This window comes from Rhodanobacter sp. FDAARGOS 1247 (assembly GCF_016889805.1).
GTDB lineage: Bacteria > Pseudomonadota > Gammaproteobacteria > Xanthomonadales > Rhodanobacteraceae > Rhodanobacter.
The window spans coordinates 1,371,022-1,390,407 of record NZ_CP069535.1; the positions used below are offsets into that span (position 1 = coordinate 1,371,022).

Annotated in this window: 24 protein-coding genes; 8 read left to right on the plus strand and 16 right to left on the minus strand. The window is 66.3% G+C overall.

The window, feature by feature from the left end; all coding sequences use genetic code 11:
• Positions 1–4: 4 nt before the first annotated feature.
• The 5 genes from msrA to I6J77_RS06145 form a co-directional block, all read right to left on the minus strand.
• Entirely contained in the window at positions 5–517 is a 513-nt protein-coding gene (msrA, locus tag I6J77_RS06125) for a peptide-methionine (S)-S-oxide reductase MsrA (RefSeq protein WP_204110940.1), read from the minus strand.
• Entirely contained in the window at positions 514–960 is a 447-nt protein-coding gene (gene msrB / locus I6J77_RS06130; RefSeq protein WP_204110941.1) for a peptide-methionine (R)-S-oxide reductase MsrB, read from the minus strand. Before msrB ends, msrA begins: the two co-directional genes overlap by 4 nt.
• A gap of 113 nt (positions 961–1,073) precedes the next feature.
• Positions 1,074–2,339, minus strand: a complete 1,266-nt coding sequence (locus I6J77_RS06135; RefSeq protein ID WP_204110942.1) for a thiolase family protein — start codon at positions 2,337–2,339, stop codon at positions 1,074–1,076.
• Positions 2,340–2,397: 58 nt separating this feature from the next.
• Positions 2,398–2,847 (minus strand): cytochrome c family protein, encoded by a 450-nt coding sequence (locus I6J77_RS06140; protein ID WP_204110943.1) that lies wholly within the window; start codon positions 2,845–2,847, stop codon positions 2,398–2,400.
• A gap of 11 nt (positions 2,848–2,858) precedes the next feature.
• A complete protein-coding gene (locus I6J77_RS06145; RefSeq protein WP_204110944.1) occupies positions 2,859–3,422 on the minus strand; it encodes a ferritin-like domain-containing protein in 564 nt (187 codons plus the stop codon).
• A 549-nt stretch (positions 3,423–3,971) separates the two neighbouring features.
• On the opposite strand from I6J77_RS06145, the gene I6J77_RS06150 reads away from it, so the two are divergent.
• The 7 genes from I6J77_RS06150 to I6J77_RS06180 all read left to right on the plus strand — a co-directional run bounded on the left by I6J77_RS06150 (position 3,972) and on the right by I6J77_RS06180 (position 8,451).
• A complete protein-coding gene (locus tag I6J77_RS06150; RefSeq protein ID WP_204110945.1) occupies positions 3,972–4,889 on the plus strand; it encodes an NADP-dependent oxidoreductase in 918 nt (305 codons plus the stop codon).
• Positions 4,890–5,145: 256 nt separating this feature from the next.
• The gene (locus I6J77_RS06155) at positions 5,146–6,087 is read left to right on the plus strand and encodes an AraC family transcriptional regulator (RefSeq protein ID WP_204110946.1); all 942 of its coding nucleotides are present in this window, start codon (positions 5,146–5,148) and stop codon (positions 6,085–6,087) included.
• Between the two features lie 28 nt (positions 6,088–6,115).
• A complete protein-coding gene (locus I6J77_RS06160; protein WP_204110947.1) occupies positions 6,116–6,604 on the plus strand; it encodes an OsmC family protein in 489 nt (162 codons plus the stop codon).
• 3 nt (positions 6,605–6,607) lie between these two features.
• Positions 6,608–7,237: a glutathione S-transferase family protein gene (locus I6J77_RS06165; protein ID WP_204110948.1), complete on the plus strand. Its 630-nt coding sequence runs from the start codon at positions 6,608–6,610 to the stop codon at positions 7,235–7,237.
• A gap of 206 nt (positions 7,238–7,443) precedes the next feature.
• Positions 7,444–7,827: a TraR/DksA family transcriptional regulator gene (locus tag I6J77_RS06170; RefSeq protein ID WP_204110949.1), complete on the plus strand. Its 384-nt coding sequence runs from the start codon at positions 7,444–7,446 to the stop codon at positions 7,825–7,827.
• Positions 7,828–7,883: 56 nt separating this feature from the next.
• A complete protein-coding gene (locus I6J77_RS06175) occupies positions 7,884–8,195 on the plus strand; it encodes a DNA-binding protein (protein ID WP_204110950.1) in 312 nt (103 codons plus the stop codon).
• A 28-nt stretch (positions 8,196–8,223) separates the two neighbouring features.
• Positions 8,224–8,451 (plus strand): hypothetical protein, encoded by a 228-nt coding sequence (locus I6J77_RS06180; protein WP_204110951.1) that lies wholly within the window; start codon positions 8,224–8,226, stop codon positions 8,449–8,451.
• 282 nt (positions 8,452–8,733) lie between these two features.
• Here the strand turns inward: I6J77_RS06180 and kynU are convergent, their stop codons facing one another.
• The 7 genes from kynU to I6J77_RS06215 all read right to left on the minus strand — a co-directional run bounded on the left by kynU (position 8,734) and on the right by I6J77_RS06215 (position 15,699).
• Positions 8,734–10,011 carry a kynureninase gene (gene kynU / locus I6J77_RS06185; protein ID WP_204110952.1) on the minus strand — a complete coding sequence of 426 codons (1,278 nt, stop codon included), beginning with the start codon at positions 10,009–10,011 and terminating at the stop codon, positions 8,734–8,736.
• A 118-nt stretch (positions 10,012–10,129) separates the two neighbouring features.
• Complete coding sequence (locus I6J77_RS06190) at positions 10,130–10,648, minus strand: hypothetical protein (protein WP_204110953.1); 519 nt, start codon at positions 10,646–10,648, stop codon at positions 10,130–10,132.
• Entirely contained in the window at positions 10,645–11,679 is a 1,035-nt protein-coding gene (locus I6J77_RS06195; protein WP_056765598.1) for an amidohydrolase family protein, read from the minus strand. Before I6J77_RS06195 ends, I6J77_RS06190 begins: the two co-directional genes overlap by 4 nt.
• A gap of 66 nt (positions 11,680–11,745) precedes the next feature.
• Positions 11,746–13,827 (minus strand): FUSC family protein, encoded by a 2,082-nt coding sequence (locus I6J77_RS06200; protein ID WP_204110954.1) that lies wholly within the window; start codon positions 13,825–13,827, stop codon positions 11,746–11,748.
• A 72-nt stretch (positions 13,828–13,899) separates the two neighbouring features.
• Positions 13,900–14,253, minus strand: a complete 354-nt coding sequence (locus tag I6J77_RS06205; RefSeq protein ID WP_204110955.1) for a hypothetical protein — start codon at positions 14,251–14,253, stop codon at positions 13,900–13,902.
• Between the two features lie 8 nt (positions 14,254–14,261).
• Entirely contained in the window at positions 14,262–14,825 is a 564-nt protein-coding gene (gene yeiP / locus I6J77_RS06210) for an elongation factor P-like protein YeiP (protein ID WP_204110956.1), read from the minus strand.
• 106 nt (positions 14,826–14,931) lie between these two features.
• Positions 14,932–15,699, minus strand: coding sequence for an SDR family NAD(P)-dependent oxidoreductase (locus tag I6J77_RS06215; protein ID WP_204110957.1), 768 nt, complete (start codon positions 15,697–15,699; stop codon positions 14,932–14,934).
• Between the two features lie 201 nt (positions 15,700–15,900).
• Here I6J77_RS06215 and I6J77_RS06220 point away from each other — a divergent pair, with 201 nt between their 5' ends.
• Entirely contained in the window at positions 15,901–16,305 is a 405-nt protein-coding gene (locus tag I6J77_RS06220; RefSeq protein WP_343230159.1) for an RcnB family protein, read from the plus strand.
• A gap of 72 nt (positions 16,306–16,377) precedes the next feature.
• Here I6J77_RS06220 and I6J77_RS06225 read toward each other — a convergent pair whose 3' ends face one another.
• The 4 genes from I6J77_RS06225 to I6J77_RS06240 are packed head-to-tail and all read right to left on the minus strand — an operon-like array spanning position 16,378 to position 19,385.
• Positions 16,378–16,956, minus strand: a complete 579-nt coding sequence (locus tag I6J77_RS06225; RefSeq protein WP_204110958.1) for a GNAT family N-acetyltransferase — start codon at positions 16,954–16,956, stop codon at positions 16,378–16,380.
• A 13-nt stretch (positions 16,957–16,969) separates the two neighbouring features.
• The gene (locus tag I6J77_RS06230) at positions 16,970–17,572 is read right to left on the minus strand and encodes a YdeI family protein (protein WP_204110959.1); all 603 of its coding nucleotides are present in this window, start codon (positions 17,570–17,572) and stop codon (positions 16,970–16,972) included.
• Between the two features lie 8 nt (positions 17,573–17,580).
• Positions 17,581–18,069 (minus strand): GNAT family N-acetyltransferase, encoded by a 489-nt coding sequence (locus tag I6J77_RS06235; RefSeq protein WP_204110960.1) that lies wholly within the window; start codon positions 18,067–18,069, stop codon positions 17,581–17,583.
• Positions 18,066–19,385 (minus strand): amidohydrolase family protein, encoded by a 1,320-nt coding sequence (locus I6J77_RS06240; protein WP_204110961.1) that lies wholly within the window; start codon positions 19,383–19,385, stop codon positions 18,066–18,068. The genes I6J77_RS06235 and I6J77_RS06240 overlap by 4 nt, the downstream gene beginning before the upstream one ends.
• Between the last annotated feature and the right edge of the window lies 1 nt (position 19,386).

Sequence of the window (19,386 nt, forward strand, 5' to 3'; positions counted from 1 at the left end):
CCGGCTAGGCCTTCGCCTCCGCACGGCGAGGCAGTACCCAGTCCGGCCTCACGAAATGGCAGGTATAGCCGTGCGGGATCCGCTCGAGGTAGTCCTGATGCTCGGGCTCCGCTTCCCAGAAATCGCCGGCCGGCGCGATTTCGGTCACCACCTTTCCGGGCCACAGGCCCGAAGCCTCGACGTCGGCGATCGTGTCCAAGGCGACAGCCTTCTGTTCGTCGCTGGTGAAAAAAATGGCCGAGCGATAGCTGCTGCCGCGGTCGTTTCCCTGGCGGTCGAGCGTGGTCGGATCGTGGATCTGGAAAAAGAACTCGAGCAGGCGGCGGTAGGTGGTCTGCGCAGGATCGAAGTTGATCTCGATGGCCTCGGCGTGGCTGCCGTGGTGGCGATAGGTGGCGTGCGGCACGTTGCCACCGGTGTAGCCGACGCGGGTCGACACGACCCCGGGGAGCTTGCGGATCAGGTCCTGCATGCCCCAGAAGCAGCCGCCGGCGAGTACAGCGCGTTCGGTAGTCACTGGATGTCCTCCACTTGATCGAGATAGGCGCCATAGCCTTGTGCTTCCATCTCGGCACGGGGCACGAAACGCAGCGAGGCCGAATTGATGCAGTAGCGCAAGCCGCCCCTGTCGCGCGGACCGTCCGGAAAGACATGGCCGAGATGGCTGTCGCCGTGCGCCGAACGCACTTCGGTCCGGATCATGCCGTAGGTGGTATCGCGCAGTTCGTTGACGTGTGCGGGTTCGATCGGCTTGGTGAAGCTCGGCCAGCCGCAGCCGGACTCGAACTTGTCGGACGACGCGAACAGCGGCTCGCCGGACACCACGTCCACGTAGATGCCTGGTTCCTTGTTGTCGAGATACGCGCCGGTTCCCGGGCGCTCCGTCGCGCTCTCCTGGGTGACACGGAATTGCTCGGGCGTCAGCTTGGCGATCGCCTCGGGGTTCTTGTGGTAGTCCATCAGTCCTCCTTCGATCCTGGCTGGATCATCATCGAGTTCACCAGATAATTCGTTTCGTCAGCACTGTTCGTTACGTTGTCGGGTCGACGACCGGGACGATTGCGGCCTGTCTGTCAGACCCGTTCAAGCAAGGTCACCGTTCCCTGTCCGCCGTCGGCACAGACGCTGACGATGGCGCGCGAACCCACGGGATGCGACCACAGTTCCTTCACCGCCTGGCTCAGGTCGCGTGCACCGGTCGCCCCGAACGGATGGCCGATCGCGACCGACCCGCCATTGGGATTCACGCGCTCCCACGGAAAGGTCCCGAACTCGGCCTGCACGCCGGTCTTGGTGCGCACCCAGTCGGGTCGCTCGATCGCCGCGACGTTCGCCAGCACCTGGGCCGCGAACGCCTCGTGGATTTCCCACAGGTCGATGTCCGCATAGCGCAGACCATTGCGCGCAAGCAGCCGCGGGATCGCGTAGGACGGCGCCATCAGCAGGCCTTCCGTATGGTGGTCGACCGCCGCCACTTCGTAGTCGACCAGGCGCAAATGCGGGGTGCCGTCCGGCAGCCGAGCGAGTCCTGCCTCGTTCGCGATCCAGCAGCCGGCGGCGCCGTCGGTGATCGGCGAGGAGTTGCCGGCAGTCAGGCTGCCCTGGCCGCTCGTCCGGTCGAACGCGGGTTTGAGCGCCGCGAGCTTTTCGGCCGAGGTATCGGCGCGCGGATTCGAATCGCGTTCGAGTTCCGGGAGCTTGATGACCAGGTCGTCGAAGAAGCCGCTGTTCCAGCCCGCCACCGCACGCTGATGGCTCAGCAACGCCCAGTCGTCCTGCGCCTGGCGGCTGATCTGCCACGCCTTGGCGGTCTCCTCCATGTGGTCACCCATGGTGCGCCCGGTAATGCGGTTGGCCCAGCCCTTGGTCGGCAGCACATAGTCCTGCGGTGTCAGCGCCTGCAGGGCGGCCAGCGCCGCGGAGGGATCGCTGCCGAACAGGTCGGTCAGGCGTTTCGATGCTTCGGCCGTCAGTGCGATCGGCGGGCGGCTCATGACTTCGCCGCCACCGACCATGGCCAGGTCGATGCCCCCGCCGAGCATCCCTGCCGCCGCGAACGCGGCGGTCATGCTGGTCGAGCAGGCCAGCACGACGGAGAAGGCGGGGACGTTGGGATTGAGTCCCGCATCGAGCCAGATTTCCCGCGCGATGTTGCTCCAGCCGAGGTTCGGGATCACCGACCCCCAAACGACCAGGTCCGGCTCGGCGCGCGCCGCCATCGCTTTCACGACCGGCACCGACAGGCTGATCGCGTCGTAATTGGCGAGCGCACCGCCGCCACGCCCGAAGGGCGTGCGGAGTCCGGCGGCGACGAAAACGGGTTGCGGGAAATGCTGCATGGGGAATTCCTGATGGTCGAATTTCGCGGGTTTCAGGCTACCCGTTCGACATGGTGATTCATTGTCGTTTTCTCCAGTGCCTCGACGGGCTGGCCGTGCGCGAATTCTTCGGCGCGCGGAGAGAAACGGATTGCAGGTAGGTGATGATCGATCGGCGTACGTCGGGATCGTCCAGTTCGATATACATCTTGCTGCCGGGCGCCATGTTCTGCGTGCCGCTCAGCCACTGGTCGAGTCTGGCCGGTGTCCAGATGCCGCCGAGTTTCTTCAAGGCGGGCGAGTAGTCGTATCCCTGGACGCTGGCCACCGCCCTTCCGACGACGTTGCGGTGGCGCGGGCCGATGCGATCCGTATCCACCGAGTGGCATCCACCACAGGTGTTCAGGTAGAGCGTCTGCCCGGCGGCAACATCATCCGGCGCTTTTCCAGCCCAGGCGGCCATGCTCAGCAAGCCGGCAAACAGCAGGCTGCCCGATCGGATCGATGTGCGAAACAGCGATACCCTCATGTCCCGACTGCTCAACCGAATACGTAAGCCGTCGCCGGAATCGGCGTCCCCGCCGCGTTGTTGAGCGTGGTCCAATGGATGGCCTCGTCGGCGGAAATCGACGCGAACAATTTCGCGAGTTTGGGATCCTTGAGCGCCCTGATCTGGCCGATATACGCACTGGCGGCGCCGCGCTCGAGCATGGTCGCCAGCGCGACGACATCGGCCTCGTACTTGAGCGAACCAAGCTTGAGCTCGGCGATGTACTGGGTGTCCGTCCTTGGCTCGACGGGCTTGCCGCCGGCCGTTGCGACGAGTTTCGCCAACGAATCGCGATGCGCCTGATGGTGCCCCATGAAGACGAGCGCGAGCTTGAGCGTTGCAGGCGAAAGCAGTCCGCTCTTGCCCGCGAGGCGGTAGGCGGCGATGCCTTCGTGTTCGAGGGCAAGCGCGGTCTGGATGATGCCGACGTCGTTCGGACGAATCGTCGTGGTCGACATCGCTCTGCCGGCGAACAGGCTCGCGGCACCGACGCTGAGTGTCGCAACGCCCGCTCGCGCGAGGAACTTCCGCCGATCACCCTTTGGCTCATTCATGGCCTTTCTCCTCATCGAGTCTCTGACATGGGAACCTGCCGTGGGCGGCGCTCATCGGAGCGCGTGCGTGCTGGCGAAGAACACCCACAGTGTGGTTGGCATGATGGCCTGTTGCCAGCGACCTTCGGTGTCTCGCACGCAACTTTGGACGAGGGCGCACGGTCATTGGACGAAGCCGCACGCGCGTGCGATCGCGTCGGGTTGCCTGGCGGCCGACGCCACGCGAGACTACCCATGTCGAATATCTTCGCCTGCCTGCTCGATGACTTTCAGGTCTGCGCCATATATGCGCAGCACTTCGTTTCGAGCGCGCTCCCTTCGGTTCCTGCATCGCGGATACAACGGTCGCTCCTTGAGGCTGGTTGCCGAGGGAGACGTCCGTCTTGATGGTGCGGTATCGCGCTTGGGGGCATCCTCTTTCCGAACGCGGCGGAAGGCTATTCGGTCAGCCTCATGTGGGTGTCGAGCTGTCCGGTTTCCGAATCAGACGTCAGGTTTTCCACCCCTCAACGTTTCCATCAAAGAGACAAATGACCGAGGAGGCATCCAATGAAAGCGATCGTGGTGGTGGACCAGGCGGCGGGAACGGCCGGGATGAAACTGGTGGATCGGCCCGAGCCGCAGGCAGCGATCAACGACGTCGTCGTCGAGATCCATGCATCGGGTTTCGTCGGGACCGAGTTGACCTGGCCCTCGACCTGGACCGATCGCCGCGACCATGACCGGACGCCATCGATCCCCGGCCACGAGCTGGCCGGCGTGGTCACCGCCCTCGGCTATGGCACGACGGGTCTGTCGGTGGGACAACGGGTGTTCGGCCTCGCGGACTGGTATCGCGACGGCACCCTGGCGGAGTACGTGGCCATGGAGGCGCGCAACCTCGCACCGCTGCCGGGCGACGTCGATTTCTCGGTGGGCGCGAGCCTGCCGATCTCGGGCCTGACCGCGTGGCAGGGACTGTTCGAGCACGGTCGCCTTCGGGCAGGGCAGAGCGTCATCGCGCACGGCGCGGCCGGTGCGGTCGGGTCGATGGTGACGCAGCTCGCACGAGAGGCCGGCGCCTACGTCATCGGCACCGGACGCGCGGCCGACCGTCAGAAGGCGCTCGACTTCGGCGCGAACGAATTCGTCGACCTCGAAAACGACACCCTGGAAGACATCGGCGGGGTCGATCTGGTGTTCGATGTCATCGGCGGCGACATCCAGAAACGGTCCGCACGCCTGATCCGGGCCGGAGGGGTGCTGGTGACCGTCGTCGGGCCGCCCGAAGCACGCCCGGCCGATGGTCTGGCAGTCGACTTCGTGGTCGAGTCCGATCGTGTCCAGCTTGGTGAGATCGTCCAGCGGGTGCGAGACGGGCGGTTGCGGACGAACATCGGCAAAATCTCAACCCTCGACAACGCCGTTGCGACCTTCAACGCGACCGAGCGGCTCCATGGGAAGACGATCATCCGCGTCCGCCCGTGAGAACTCGGCCTCCATGTCGAAGGAGACATCTGCGGCGAGGGTGTGGTTGTACGCCTTGGAGCACCCTCTTCCCTGGCGCGGCAAGGGCGCCGCGTCGTGCCCTGGTTGGCGGCAGCCCGATGGAACTCGATGAAACCCACGACATGATGGCACTCCCATGAGAAGCTCCGATTTCGACCAATTGTTCAGGCGGGACTCGACCGCGTCGGCATCGTCCTGCCCACCAGCGGCGCTGGCGGAACGGATCCTCGATTCCATGGACGTCCGCGCCGAGGCGTTCGCGATATGCCGGATCGCCCGGGATGCGGCACTCGTCATTCCGGCCATTTCCGACCTGAAGATCATGTACGTGCTCAAGGGCACGTTGCATCTGCGCGTCGACGGCAACGAGCCGCTGGTGTCGCCGGCCGGCAGTGTCGTCCTGCTGCCCAAGAACCTGGCGCGTACGCTGACGGGCCAGGAAACCGTCAACCGGACGTACAACGCCCAGGACGTCATCCACATGGGGATACACAACCTCATGTACGTCGACGCGTTCGAGGGCGATGAACACGATATCCGCGTATTGTGCGGGCGGATCCAGATCGGCTTTGCGAACGATTTCGACGCGTTCGACGGCCTGGTGCAGCCGATAAGCGCCAGACCCGAGAACGATGCGTTTGTCCGAAGCGCATTTGAAACCATGCTCGACGAAAGCCGGTTCCGCACGGCCGGCTCCCAGACTCTCGCCAACACCCTGATGAAGGCCTGTCTGGTCGAACTGCTGCGCCACGATCTCGATCAATTGCACAACCCCGGCGGTTCGCCGTCGATCCTGCTGAAGCCCGGCGTGGGCCGGTCGGTCATCGCCATCCTCTCGCAGCCGTCGGCGATGCATACCGTGGCCTCGTTGGCCAAAGCTGCCTGCATGAGCCGGTCCGCCTTCGCGAAGGCCTTCGTGGAAACCACGGGCGCGACACCGATCGAATTCGTGGCGCGTGCGCGCCTGGCCAAGGCGCGTGACCTGATTGCAGCGACCGAGACTTCCATTGCATCGATCGCGACGGCCGTGGGTTTCGCCAGCCGCAGCCATTTCAGTTCGCGATTCCGCCAGCGCTACGGCGAGGATCCGACGGCGTATCGCAGGCGAGCCCGGCAAGAAGCGGACCCGACTTCCGGCGGCTCTTCGACAACGCTCGTTGGCGACTATCCAGCATGACTTCCCCAGGCCAATCGAGGTCGTTTGCATGACCAGACATCCAGTGATCATCGAAGATACGGGGCTCGGACTGTTCCAGGTGGAAGTGCGCGCCCAGGGAACGTCGTTTCTTTCCGACGAACCGATCGCTTCGGGCGGCCTGGCTTCCGGCCCGGGGCCGTTCGATCTGCTCAGTGCCGCGCTCGGCGCATGCACGGTCATGACCGTGAAGCTCTATGCCCGGCGCAAGTCGATCGCCGTGTCCCACGTGCAGGTCGTGATCACGCACCAGCGCGATCCCGGATCGCGACGCGACGTGTTCGAACGCTCGATTTTCATCGATGCAGCGGTCACCGAAGACGAGATGAAACAGTTGCTCGCCGCGGCGGACCGCTGCCCGGTGAGCCGGACATTGGGCGCAGGCGCGGACATCGTCTCGACCCATAGTCAGACGGCCATCGCCACCGGTCGACGCGCCGGGGACGAGACTTACATGCGCGCCATGGAACAGGCCTGCGACGAAGTCGCCACCGTCTGACCCATGCTCGTCGTTCATCATCTCAGCCATTCGAGATCCCAGCGCATCCTCTGGCTTCTGGAAGAACTGGATGTGCCCTACGAGATCAGGTTATACGAGCGCGAAGGCAGGAGTCATCTGGCTCCGGAGGCATTGAAGGCGATCCATCCACTGGGGAAGTCCCCGGTGATCACCGACGACGGCCGCACCGTGGCCGAGTCGGGCGCGATCGTCGATTACATCGTCCGCCGCCACGGCGAAGGCAGGCTCGCGCCGTCGCCGGACAGCTGGCTCTACGACCAGTATGTGCAGTGGCTCCACTACGCCGAAGCGTCGGCAGCACTACCCTTGATCATGAAGGGACTGGTCTCGCACTTGGGCAACATGTGGCGCCCGCTCAAGCAGCACGTCGACATCGAGCTGGACACTCATTTGCGCTACATCGACCAGAGCCTGGAGGAGCGCGACTACCTCGTGGGAAACGCGTTCTCCGCGGCGGACGTGCAGATGAGCTTCATCGGTGAACTGGCGGCGATCCGGACCGACACGAGCCGGTTCCCGAATCTCGAAGCATGGGTCCGCCGATTCCAGCGCCGGCCGGCGTACCAGGCCGCCATCCGGCGCGGAGGCCCGTATGACCTTGGAAGCGGATGATCGACATGCAGCGCCTCCGTTTCCCCTGAACAGCAACTCATGCCGCCATGGCCGACAACCGGGCGTTCCGGCCTTTCGCCTTGATGTTTTCCAACACTCTCGCCGCCGGCTTCAAAGGGATGGAACCCGCGATACATGGCCCGTCGCCACCTGCAACGGAAGAATCAGGTTCGGGCCACTCACGACCATGCCAATCGGAAGCAACCATGAAACAGCCTATTGATGAAAACCTCGATGAAACCTTCATTGCGCGCCAGCGCGGGCGGCTGCTCAAACTGCGGGCGCAGCTCATTGCCGGTGGAGACGCAGCCGGTGCCGAGGAAGACACCTTGCAGATGGCCGCCGGTGACGAGCCCCAGGATGCCGTTGACGATGGCAACCGCCTCGAACAGCAGGCCAATGACGAGGCGCTGTTGGCGCACGACCTGGATCGGATCGCGGCCGTCGACCGCGCGCTGGAGAAAATGCGGGAGCATACGTATGGCCTGTCTGACGGCAATGGAGAACCCATCGGTCGTGCGCATCTGGAAGCCGTTCCCGAGGCGATCTTCACCGTGGATGAGCTCAATGCAAAGGCGCGCCAAAGGTGAAGGGCCGACATGAGCATTCCGGGGTGACTCCGGCTGCCGTTGCCGAGGCGGCAGACATGCTGCTCGTCGCTGGCGAACGCCCGAGCCCCGACCGTGTACGGGCGTTGGTCGGCACGGGCTCGCATGACGTCATCGCCGGATTTCTGGACGTCTGGTGGGAGGACCTGGGGCGGCGCATCATCGCCCCAGCGGCCGATCCCTGGACGCCACCGCCGGAGGTCCAGCAAATCGCCGCGATGCTTTGGATACGGGCCACAGCGCACGCACGCGCCATGCTGGCTACTTCCCATGAGGAAGAACGCGAACGTTTGCTCGAAACGATTGCCCGGCTCGAAGCGAGGTTGCAGGATGCGTCTTCCGGCAACTAGCGATGAACCATCCGTCGAGACCTGCAGCATGGCCAGGAAACGCGTGGCAGTGACAGCCGATATAGCCGATCCGATCATTCGGCTCCACAAAGGGCCGGAGGTGATTTTCGATGAAGATTTCTCGGATCACCTCGAAGGCATGCCTCCGCATCAGCGCAAGAAGTGGCTCGCAGACCGATCGGTTTTGCTGCTGGATGAATACGACGATGGCGCGTTTGATACCAACGGTGAACTCGATCCCTGGGAGCCCGACTAGGGAGATGTGCCAGTGCGCCCAAACGCACGACGCAGCGCGTCACCAAAATGCCTGTTTGATCCGAACAACATAGCTGTCCGCTGAAAGTAGCCTGCGCGGGTGTCCGGCCATGCAGAAAGCCGCAGCGCTCACAGTCCGCGGAAGATTTGCGTCCCTGGCATGACGAGGCCGCCATCGCTCGGGAGTCACCCTTGCCTCACTCTCGATAACGAGCCCTGATCGCCCGGCCCCATGTCCGCTTCGGGTGGAAAGCGAGCATGGGCGATGAATGTGTCAGATCGGTCAGCCTTGACTCCACGCCCGCACTGCCTCCGCAAACGCCAGGCAATCCGCAAACCGGTTGTACAGCGGCGCGGGGGAGATGCGGATGACGTCGGGTTCGCGCCAGTCGCCGATGATGCCGTTGGCCATCAGGTATTCGAACAGGGCGCGGCCGCGCTCGCGGCCGCCGATCACGCGGATCGACAGTTGGGCGCCGCGGCGGGCGGGAGCGGCGGGCGTCACCACCTGCAGCACGTTACCGAGCCGGGTCTGCACCAGCCATTCGAGATAACCGGTGAGCTGCAGGGATTTCTCGCGCAGCATGCCGATGCCGGCGCGGCGGAAGATCTGCAGCGACACGCGCAGCGGGGCCAGCGCGAGGATCGGCGGGTTGGAGAGCTGCCAGCCATCGGCGCCGGCGGTGGGCTGGAACTCGGGGCCCATCTGGAAACGAGTGGTCTTGTCGTGACCCCACCAGCCGGCGAAGCGCGGCAGCACGGCGGTGGCGTGGCGTTCATGCACGAAGGCGCCGCCGACGGCGCCGGGGCCGCTGTTGAGATATTTGTAACTGCACCAGATCGCGAAGTCGGCGCCGCTGTCGTGCAACTGCAGCGGCAGGTTGCCGACGGCGTGGGCGAGGTCGAAGCCGACGACGCAACCATGCTTGTGCCCCAGTGCAGTGATCACCTCGATGTCGAACGCCTGGCCGGTGCGGTATTGCACGCCGGGCAGCATCACCAGGGCGATGCGCGAGCCGTGTTCGGCCAGCGCGCGTTCGATCGCGGCGAGCGAGGTGGTGCCGTTGGCTTCGTCGGGCTGCAGCTCGATCAGCGCGGTGGCCGGGTCGAAGCCGTGGAAGCGGATCTGCGATTCCACCGCGTAACGGTCGGTGGGAAACGCGCCGCCCTCGATCAGGATCGCCGGGCGCGCGGCGGTGGGGCGGTAGAAGCTGACCATCATCAGGTGCAGGTTCACGCCCAGGGTGTTCATCGCCACCACTTCGACGGGTAGCGCGCCGACCACGGCAGCGAGGTCGTCGCGCACGAACTCGTGGTAGTCCATCCACGGCAGGCGGCCCTTGAAGTGGCCTTCGACACCGAGTTCGCCCCAGTAGTCCAGTTCCGCGTTGACCGCTTCGCGCACCGCGCGCGGCTGCAGGCCCAGCGAGTTGCCGCAGAAGTACACGCTTTCGTGGCCTTCGTGCGGCGGGATCAGGAACTCGTCGCGGAACGCGCGCAGAGGATCGGCGGCGTCGCGGGCGTTGGCCCAGTCGTGGGTGGCTTCGAACGTGACGGACATCGGGATTCTCTTGGAGTCGGAGCCTCCGGCTGCTTTCAGGGGAGGTCGGGTGAGGCGAGGAGCCAGAGCGACCCCACCCCAACCCTCCCCTGCGTTGCAGGGGAGGGAGCGGTACGAGTTACTTCAATTGCGCGGCGAGGGCGGCGCAGCCCTTGTCGAAATCGGCTTTCCAGGCGGCGCCGGCCTGGGTTTCGCTGGGGCGCATGCAGCGCAGCTGGATGGCGTGGCCGTTCTTGAACCAGTAGTGCTCGGTGTAGCTGAAGGCGGTGCCGTTTTCCTGCGCGGTGTAGATGTTGCTGTTGGGACCGGGCGGCGTGTCGGCGACCTTGTAACCGGGCAGCGCCATCGCCTTGGCGGTGGCTTCGCTGCGGTACTGGTTGAAGCTGTTGACGTCGGTGACCTGCTTCACCGTGACGGTGACGCGGGCGAGGCTGATCTTGCCGGTGGGCGAGGGGTCGGGCACCTGGAACACGTGGGCTTCGGGGTCGCCCTGGGTTTCCATGATGCCCAGCCAGCTGTCGGGCGTGCTGAAGGTGACGGTGCCGTCGGCCATGCTGACGTCGGTGGCGTGCACGCCCGTGGCAAGCAGGGTGGCGGCGAACGCGATGGCGAGGGTGGTGCTGCGCAGGAGGTTCATGCGGATGCCTTCGAAAGGGAATCGGGAGCGAAGCGATGGAGAGGCAGGCCCAGCCATTCCAGCGCGGTGCCGTGGAACAGCCGCGCGCGGTCGGTGTCGTCCAGGCCCAGCGCCTCGATGCCGCTGCCGGGTTCCTGCTCCCCCAGCGGGAAAGGATAGTCGGTGCCCAGCATCACCTGGTGTGCACCGGTCACATCCAGCAGATAGCGCAGCGCCTGATCGTCGTGCACGCAGGAGTCGAAATAGAAACGTTTGAGGTATTCGCGGGGGTTGCGCGGATTGTCGGTGGCGACCAGGTCCGGGCGCATCTTGAAGCCGTGCTCGATGCGGCCGATGGTCGAAGGGAAACTGCCGCCGCCGTGGGCCAGCATCACGCGCAGTTTCGGCAGGCGTTCCAGCACGCCGCCGAAGGCCAGGCAGCAGGCGGCGCGCGATTGCTCGGCCGGCATGCCGACCAGCCACGGCATCCAGTATTTCGGCATGCTGGCCATGCCCATCATGTCCCACGGATGCACCAGGATCGCCGCGCCGAGGTCGGCGGCGGCCTCGAAGAAGGGGAACAGCTCGGGCGCGTCCAGGTTCCAGTCGCCACAGTGCGAGCCGATCTGCACGCCCTGCAGGCCCAGCTCGTCGATGCAGCGCTCCAGTTCGCGGATGGCCAGGTCCGGGGCCTGCAGCGGCACCGTGCCGATGCCGGCGTAATGGCGCGGGTAGTCGCGGCACAGCCCGGCCATGTGGTTGTTCAGATGGCGATGCAGTTCCAGCGCCTGGTGGCCCGGTGCCCAGTACGAAAACAGCACCGGCACGGTGGAGATCACCTGCACGTCGACGCCGAAGCGGGCGTAGTCGTCGATGCGGGTCTGCGGGTCGAAGGCCGAATCCCACACTTCGCGGAAGAAGCGGCTGTCCTTGTAGATGCGGTGTCGCCCGTCGGTATGGGTCATCACCGGAAAGCGGTCGTCGCCGTACTTGGCGGCCAGGTTCGGCCAGTCGCGGGGCAGGATGTGCGCGTGGGTATCGATCTTGAGCATCCGCGCAGTGTAAAACCTCCGCGCCGCGGCGTCGCGCCGCAGTGCGGAGGCGTGCGGCGGGATGGTTTACGGAGCCGGCACGCTGTCGGAGCGGCTGCGGTTCATCACGTGGGCCAGGGTGTTGATGTTGTCCACCAGGCGGTCGCTGATCCGCGCCAGCAGGTCGGCGGCGACGCGGTCGTCGCTTTCCCGTACCGAACCGACCAGGGCGCGCTGCATGGCGCGCAGGTCGGGCAGGGCATCGGCCGCACGCTGTTCGCGCAGTGCGCTGGCGAGAATTTGCAGGCTTCCGGCCGCCTGTTCGACGAAGCGGCCCAGGGCCGCCTGGTCCAGGGGGGGGAGATCGTCGAGGGTGGCCTCCAGCGTCATCGCGGTGCGCGCCAGCCGGTTGCCGTTGGCGAACAGCGCGCGAGCCAGTGCCAGCAGTTCGGGCGGCGTGGCCGGTTCGGTGCGCATGCGGTCGATCGAGGCCTGCGCGTTGGTGCGGGCGGTGCGCGCCGCGGTGCGCGTGTCGCGATGGGCGGCAGTCTGCGCGGGTTGCGCCAACGCGTGCAGGTAGCTGGCATAGGCATCCAGCATCACCGCCAGCGCAGCACGGGCGCGACCGCGCTCCCAGGTCGGCCACGCCACGTAGGCGAGCAAGGCCATGCCGCAACCCAGGGCAGTGTTGATCACCCGGTCCGACACCGCCAGGCCGGGATTGACTCCCTCGAACGACAGCAGGATCACCACGGTGCCGGTCAGCGTCGCCACCGCGATGCCGTAGTGGGCGCCGGCGAGATAGCGGAAGGCCATGCACAGCACCGCCATCAGGGCCAGGTGCGCCCACGGTTCGTCGGGCGTGATGTGCAGCAGCACCGTGGTCAGCACCAGGCCCAGCACGGTGCCGAGCACGCGCAGCAGGCCGAAATTGAAGGTGGCGGCGAAGTCGGGCCGCAGCACGATCGCCGCGGTCATCGGCAGCCAGTAGCCGTGCGGCAGCTGCAGCAGGCGCGAGACCCACAAGGCGACGCTGAGGCAGACCGCCATGCGCACGGCATGCCGGAACGCCACCGAACGCGGGGTGAGGCTGGCGCGCAAGGTGGCCAGGGCGGAGCTGCTGCGCAGGGCCTTCGGCAGGCGGGTTTCCGCCGCGCTGGCACGCAGCTCGCCGCGGCTGCCGGCCCAGTCGGCGTTGCGCACGGCGGCGGCCAGCTGGCCGGCCAGCGCATGGATGTGTGCGGCCAGTCCGTCGAGCGTGCCGCCGCCGTCGAGCAGCGCGTGCTCGCTGGCGCGCAAGGTCTGCAGCGCACGAGCGGCCTGCTCGGGCGACTCGCCCTGTTCCAGCGCGCTGGCAATGGCCGCCAGCACCCGCGCGGCGTCGTCGCGGAACAGGCCGTGGATCGCCGGGTTGGCATGCAACTCGATCATCGCGGTGAGTTCCAGCCGGATCCGCTCGGCCAGTTCCAGCAGCACGCCGAAGGCCTCCATCGCCCGGCCATGCGCGCGGTGGCGACCCAGCAGGGTCTGCTGCAGCGTGGTCATCGCCTCGGTCAGCGCCGGCACCTCGGCATCGTCGTGGTTCTGTTGCCGGGCCAGCGCGGCAAGTCCGCTGTAGACATTGGCCAGTGCCAGACGCTCCGGCCAGTAGCGCTGCAGCGGCCATGCGGCCAGCGAAAACGAGGTCAGCAGCAGGCCACCGGCGAAGATCAGGGCGGCGCCGCCAAAGGCGTGCTCCAGCGAGGTCGGCGTGGAGGCGGTGATCACCAGCAGGATCATGCTGGTCATGCCGACCCGCGCGGTATCGGTGCCGAACACCACCAGCAACCCGCCAAAAAAGCCGCAGGCGGCCGTGGCGATCAGGATGGGCAGCAGCTGGCCACCGATCAGGAAGCCGACCAGCGCGGCGAGCCCGGCCGCCAGCGACGCCAGCAGCAGCTGGCGCATGCGCTGGCGATACGGCCCCGGCTGGTCGGAGAACATCGTGTCCAGCGCACCGGCGGCCACGCCCAGGCCGATCTGCGGATAGCCGGTGGCCATGCCCACGGCCAGCGGCAGCACCACCGCCGCGGTATTGCGCACCACCACCCGCCACGGCACGTCCGGCCGCTTGATGACGGTCAGGCTTTCGATCGCGTGGGCGCGTAGCGAATAACCGCTGGAGGGCATGGATATCGGGTCGCGGTGACGTCGGAAGGTTGATTCTGCACTACGCGGGCGCAGGTCGTGGCGGGCAGCCGCTCAGTCGTCCGTGCCGGCGTCCGCTGGCATGCCGTCTTCGTCGAAGGCGCCCAGCCGCTCGCTGACGCGTGGATCGTTGCGGTAGCGCTTGCGCAGTGTCTTGAGCTCGTGCGGCAATGCGTTGCAGCGCAGCTCGTCCATCCGGCGATTGACCTCGACATCGCGCGCGGAGCCATCACCGCCGAACTCGCCTGCGAAATGCAGGCAGCTTTCGCTGCGTTCGATGAACTTCGTCACCGGCCGGGGCCAGTCCGCGTCGCCCGCACTGGCGGGCAACGCGGAAACCGCCTGGATGACCAGCGCGGCGAACAGCAGGGCAAGCCTGCTGCCTGGCCCGCGCCGGTTCGTCGGCATCAGGGGATTCAGGCGCGCCCGGCGAACTCGCCGGTGAGCGTGTTCACCCACACCTTCTCGTCGTTGCTGATGTACTCCGGCACCTGCACTTCGATGCCGGTGTTGAGCTTCGCCGGCTTGTTGCGCTTGGTGGCGCTGGAGCCCTTCATTTCCGGGGCCGTGTCGACCACGGTCAGCACGATGCTGGTGGGCACCTGCAGGCCGACCGGCGAGTCGTCGATCACCTGCACGTAATAGCCTTCGGTGTCCTCGACGATGTAGCCGGCGTTGTCGCCGACCAGTTCGGGCGAGAGCAGGTACTGGGTGTAATCCTCCGCATCCATGAAGACGAACGCGTCGCCATCCATGTACGAGAAGTTTGCCGCGCGGCGAACCAGGTCCATCTCGCGCAACTCGTCATCGGCACGCAGGCTGAGATCGAACTTGCGTGCGCCGGGGATCGAATACAGGGTGAAGCGGAAGGTGACGTTGCCGCCACGCGCGCTGGGCGAGCTGCGCTCGATGTCACGCACCTGGTAGACGGTGCCGTCGTGCTCGACCACGTTGCCTTTCTTGACGTCGGAAGCTTTCATAAGTCAGGAGTGAGTTCAGAGGAGTGAGAAGTGAGAGAAGAGCAAAGGCGTGTGGTGAAGCGGCATGAGGCGAGTTCTCTCTCACTCCTCTCCACTCACTCCTCGCTTATTTGGGTTGCAGCCGCACCGCGCCATCCAGCCGGATCGTCTCGCCATTGATATAGCGATTGCCCAGGATGAAGGCGACGGTGCTGGCGTATTCGTTGGGCTGGCCCAGGCGCGACGGGAACGGGATCGAGGCGGACAGCGACTGCCGCACGGACTCGGGCATGCCGTCGACCATCGGGGTCCAGAAGATGCCCGGGGCGATGGTCGCCACGCGGATGCCGAAGCGGGCCAGTTCGCGCGCCATCGGCAGGGTCATGCCGACCACGCCGCCTTTAGATGCCGAGTAGGCGGCCTGGCCGATCTGGCCTTCGTAGGCGGCGACGGAAGCGGTGTTGATGATCACGCCGCGCTCGCCGTCCTCGCCCGCCTCGTTGTTCTGCATCAGCGCGGCGCCGGCTTTGGCCACGTTGAAGCTGCCGACCAGATTCACCATCACGGTGCCGGAGAAGGTGGCCAGCGGCATCGCGCCTTCCTTGCCCAGCACGCGCCCCGCGCCCAGGATGCCGGCGCAGTTGATCACCACGTTGAGCCCGCCCATCGCGTGGTGCGCGGCGGCGACGTTGGTGGCCACGCCGTCCTCGGAGGTGACGTCGGTGCGGAAGAAGCAGGCGGCGTCACCCAGTTCCTTCGCGGCGGCGTGGCCCTTGTCCTCGTTGACGTCGAACAGCGCGACCTGGCCGCCGTGGGCGACGAAATGCTGCGCTACCGCATGGCCGAGGCCGGAAGCCCCGCCGGTGATGATTGCCTTGACCTGATCGAGCTGCATGGGAAATCCTTGCTACCAGTGCCGAAAAACCGCCATGGTAGCCGACCGGCGCCTGCGACTGCAGGCTGAACATCAAAGCCTGTCGCGACAGGGGATTCACGCGGCGTTGGGGTGACTCCGGCCATGTTGGCGTCGAACCGCCAGGCAGGTCTTTCCGTAGTCGTCACGACGGTTCTTTCCAACCAACGCAAGGGCGCAACCATGAACATGAAAAAGCTGCTGAGTCTTTCTGTGGCATGTGGCGTGGGGCTGATGCTGGCCAGCGGCTCCGTGCTGGCACAGGATCACGGCCGGGGTCACGGCCATGGCCACGATCGCGACCGACATGGCTACAACGATCGCGACCGACATGGCTACAACGACCATCGCGGCCATGATCACGGTCATTACTCGAACTGGCGCGACCGCGGCCGCCACGAAGGCTGGTACCGACGCGGTGGCTACCTGCCGGTGGAATACCGCACCCGTTACGTGGTGACCGACTGGCGTCACGACCGTCTGCGTCCGCCGCCCCGCGGCTACCACTGGGTGCGCAGCGACAACGGTGACTTCCTGCTGGTGGCGATCGCCACCGGAGCGATTGTTGATTTGCTGCTCAACCAGTAAGCCGGTTCGTTCGTGATGCATGAAGGCGTGCCCGCTATCGCGGGCACGCCTTTTTTTATGGCGGTACCGCTCCTAAGCGCTTCGGCCCTGGTCTTCCAGCAGCGAATGCAATGGCGCCGACGGAAGCCGGGGAAACGGCGTGACGGCGATGGGCGGATTCGCCGCAGGCTGCAGCTCCTTCTGCCATACGCCCACATCCCACCATTGCCCCAGCTTGTAACCGCACTGGCGCCACACGCCGGCGGCAGTGAAACCCATCGACTCGTGCATCGCCACGCTGGCCGTGCCGGGCAGGGTGATCACGCCGACGGCCTGGGTGATGCCCTGCAGGCGCATCACGTCCAGCAGCACGCCATAGAGCTTGCGGGCGATGCCGCGGCGGTGTGCGTCGGCGCGCACGTAGATCGAGGTCTCGGCGATCCAGTCGTAGGCGGCGCGTTCGCGGAAGCGGCCGGCGTAGGCGTAAGCCAGTACGTCGCCGGCTTCTTCCCAGACCAGCCACGGGTAGTGCTTGAGGCGTGCACGAAGGCGTTCGCGCATGGCGTCCACGCCGGGCAGTTCGGTTTCGAAGGTGGCCACGCCGTCGCTGATCGACGGCGCGTAGATCGCGTGGATGGTGGCGGCGTCGTCGTCGTGGGCGGTGCGGATCATGAGATTGGCGCCTTCAGCAGTTCTCGTATTTCCAGTGGCGTTTCTTGCCTTCGGCCAGCCACTCCAGCGTGGTGGCGAGGCGTTTCTGGCGGGTGGCGTCGGTCTTCGCCTCGGTTATCCACTCGACGTATTCGCGCTGCGCGCCGGGGCCGAAGCCTTCGTACGTCTTGCGGGCCGCCGCGTGCTTCTTTTGCGCAAGCAGGGTGGCCAGGTCCTCCGGCAGGGTTGGCGCGGGTTTCGCAGCGGCCTTCGGGCGTGACTTCTTCACGCCCGCTTCGTTCAACGCCATCGCCTTTTTCAAGAAGGTGGCGAGCTGCCTGTCCGTGGGCAGATCCTTCAGCGAAGCGAGCTTGCCGAACTGCCCCATGCCGTCCTCGTCGCTGCCACCGGTGACTTCCTTCGACAGCCAGAAACCGAAGCTGCAGTGCTGCTTGAACGCGGCCATCATGCACATCGGTGCGGCCTTGTAACTGAAGAACGGCATGCCCCACTTGATGCCTTCCTCCACCTCCGGACAGGCGGTGTGCACGCGCTCGCGCAGGTGTTCGAGGATCGGCCGGGCGAACTCGGCGGACTTCGCGAAATAGGCATCGATGCGCGGATCATGGTTCGCCATGGCTCACCTCACAGGTCGCGGATGAAGAAGCGGTCGCAACTGAAATGCCCGGTGCCGCCCATCGGGGCGCACAACGCGGTGAAGCCGCTGCGCTTGTACAGCGCCTGCGCCGCGTCCATGCCGGTCAGCGTTTCCAGGTAGCAACGGCGAAAGCCGTGCGCGCGGGCCGCGTCGAGGCAGCGCTGCATCATCGCCGTGCCGGCGCCGATGCCGCGCGCGGCGGGCAGGAAGTACATCTTGCGCAGCTCGCACACGTCCGGCTCCGCGTTCTGCAAGGGCGCGACGCCACCGCCGCCGATCACCGTGCCGTCGCGCTCGACCACGAAATAGCTGCTGCGCGGTTGTGCGTAGGACTGGTACATCGTGTCCACCTCGGCGTCGTGGATCGCGAAGCCGGGGCCGTCGGCGCCGAACTCGGGCATCACGGCGCGGATGATCGCGGCCATGGCTGCGTTGTCGCTGGATTCGATGGGGCGGATCAGGAACGTGTCGGTCATGGGGTGGCTGCGGGAGTCAGATAGGGGAGGCCGGCCTTCATCACGAAGACCGGGTGTTGCAGGGCGTCGATCTGCGTACTCGGATCGCCGCGGAACGCGGCAAGGTCGGCCGCCAGGCCGGGCGCGATGCGACCGAAGCGCTGCGACTGGCGCAGGATCTTCGCCGCCACGTTGGTGGCCGCGTGCAGTGCCTGGACCGGAGTCATGCCGTCGGCCACCATCGCCGCCGGCTCGCGCCAGTTGTCGCCGTGGCGGAACACGCCGACGTCGCTGCCGTTGCCGATCGTGACCCCCAGTTTCAAGGCGGTGCGGAAGGCGTGTTCGGCTTCGCGCATGCGCTCTGTCGGTTCACTCTTGCCGGGCACGTAATGCTGGAAATATTCGGCGGTGGCCTCGACCGCGGTGAGCGTGGGCTCGTAGGCGGTGCCATGTTGCTTCATCAGCTTGAAGGTGGCCTCGCTGGCGCCGTAGCCGTGTTCCACGCTGTCCACGCCGGCTTCCACCGCCATGCGCACGCCGGCGTCGCTGGCCGCGTGCACGGCCACCGGGCGGCCGATCTGGTGCGCGGTGTCGATCAGCGCCTTCAGTTCGGCGGGAGTGAAGGTGGGTGCGGTGGCGCCGTCCGGGCCGACGCGGTAGTCGCCGTAGATCTTGATCCAGTCGGCGCCGCGCGCGGCCTGTTCGCGCACGGCCGCCATCGCCTGGTCGACGCCGCTGACTTCCTGCGCGCCGCCGGGCAGGGTGATGTCCGGACGGAAGCCACGCGGGCCGGGACCGTAGCTGGCGGTGGCGACGATCGCGCGGGTGGCCACGAACAATCGCGGGCCGGGGATCAGGCCTTCCTCGATCGCGCGCTTCACCGAGACATCGGCAAAGCCGGCGCCTTCGGTGCCCAGGTCGCGCAGCGTGGTGAAGCCGGCGAGCAAGGTGTCGCGCGCGTGTCTTGCCGCCAGCAGCGTGCGGTAGTCCTGCGGCTCGGTCAGCACCTGGTCGTTCCACAGCGTCTCGTTGTACGGATGCAGGAACAGATGCGAGTGCAGGTCGATCAGCCCGGGCGTGAGCGTGGCGCCGGGCAGTTCGACGCGGCGGGCGTCGGTGGGCGCGTCGATCGACTTGGACGGGCCGACCGCGGCGATGATGCCGTCATGCACCAGCACGGCCCAGCCTGCATGCGCGGCATCGCCGTCGGCGGTCCAGACACGTTCGGGCAGCAGCAACCAGTCGCCCTTCGGCGTGGCGGCACCGGCGGACAGGCTGCAAAACAGGATCAGCAGTGCCGCCGCCGTTCGCCACCAGGTCATCAGGCTCGTGCGCATC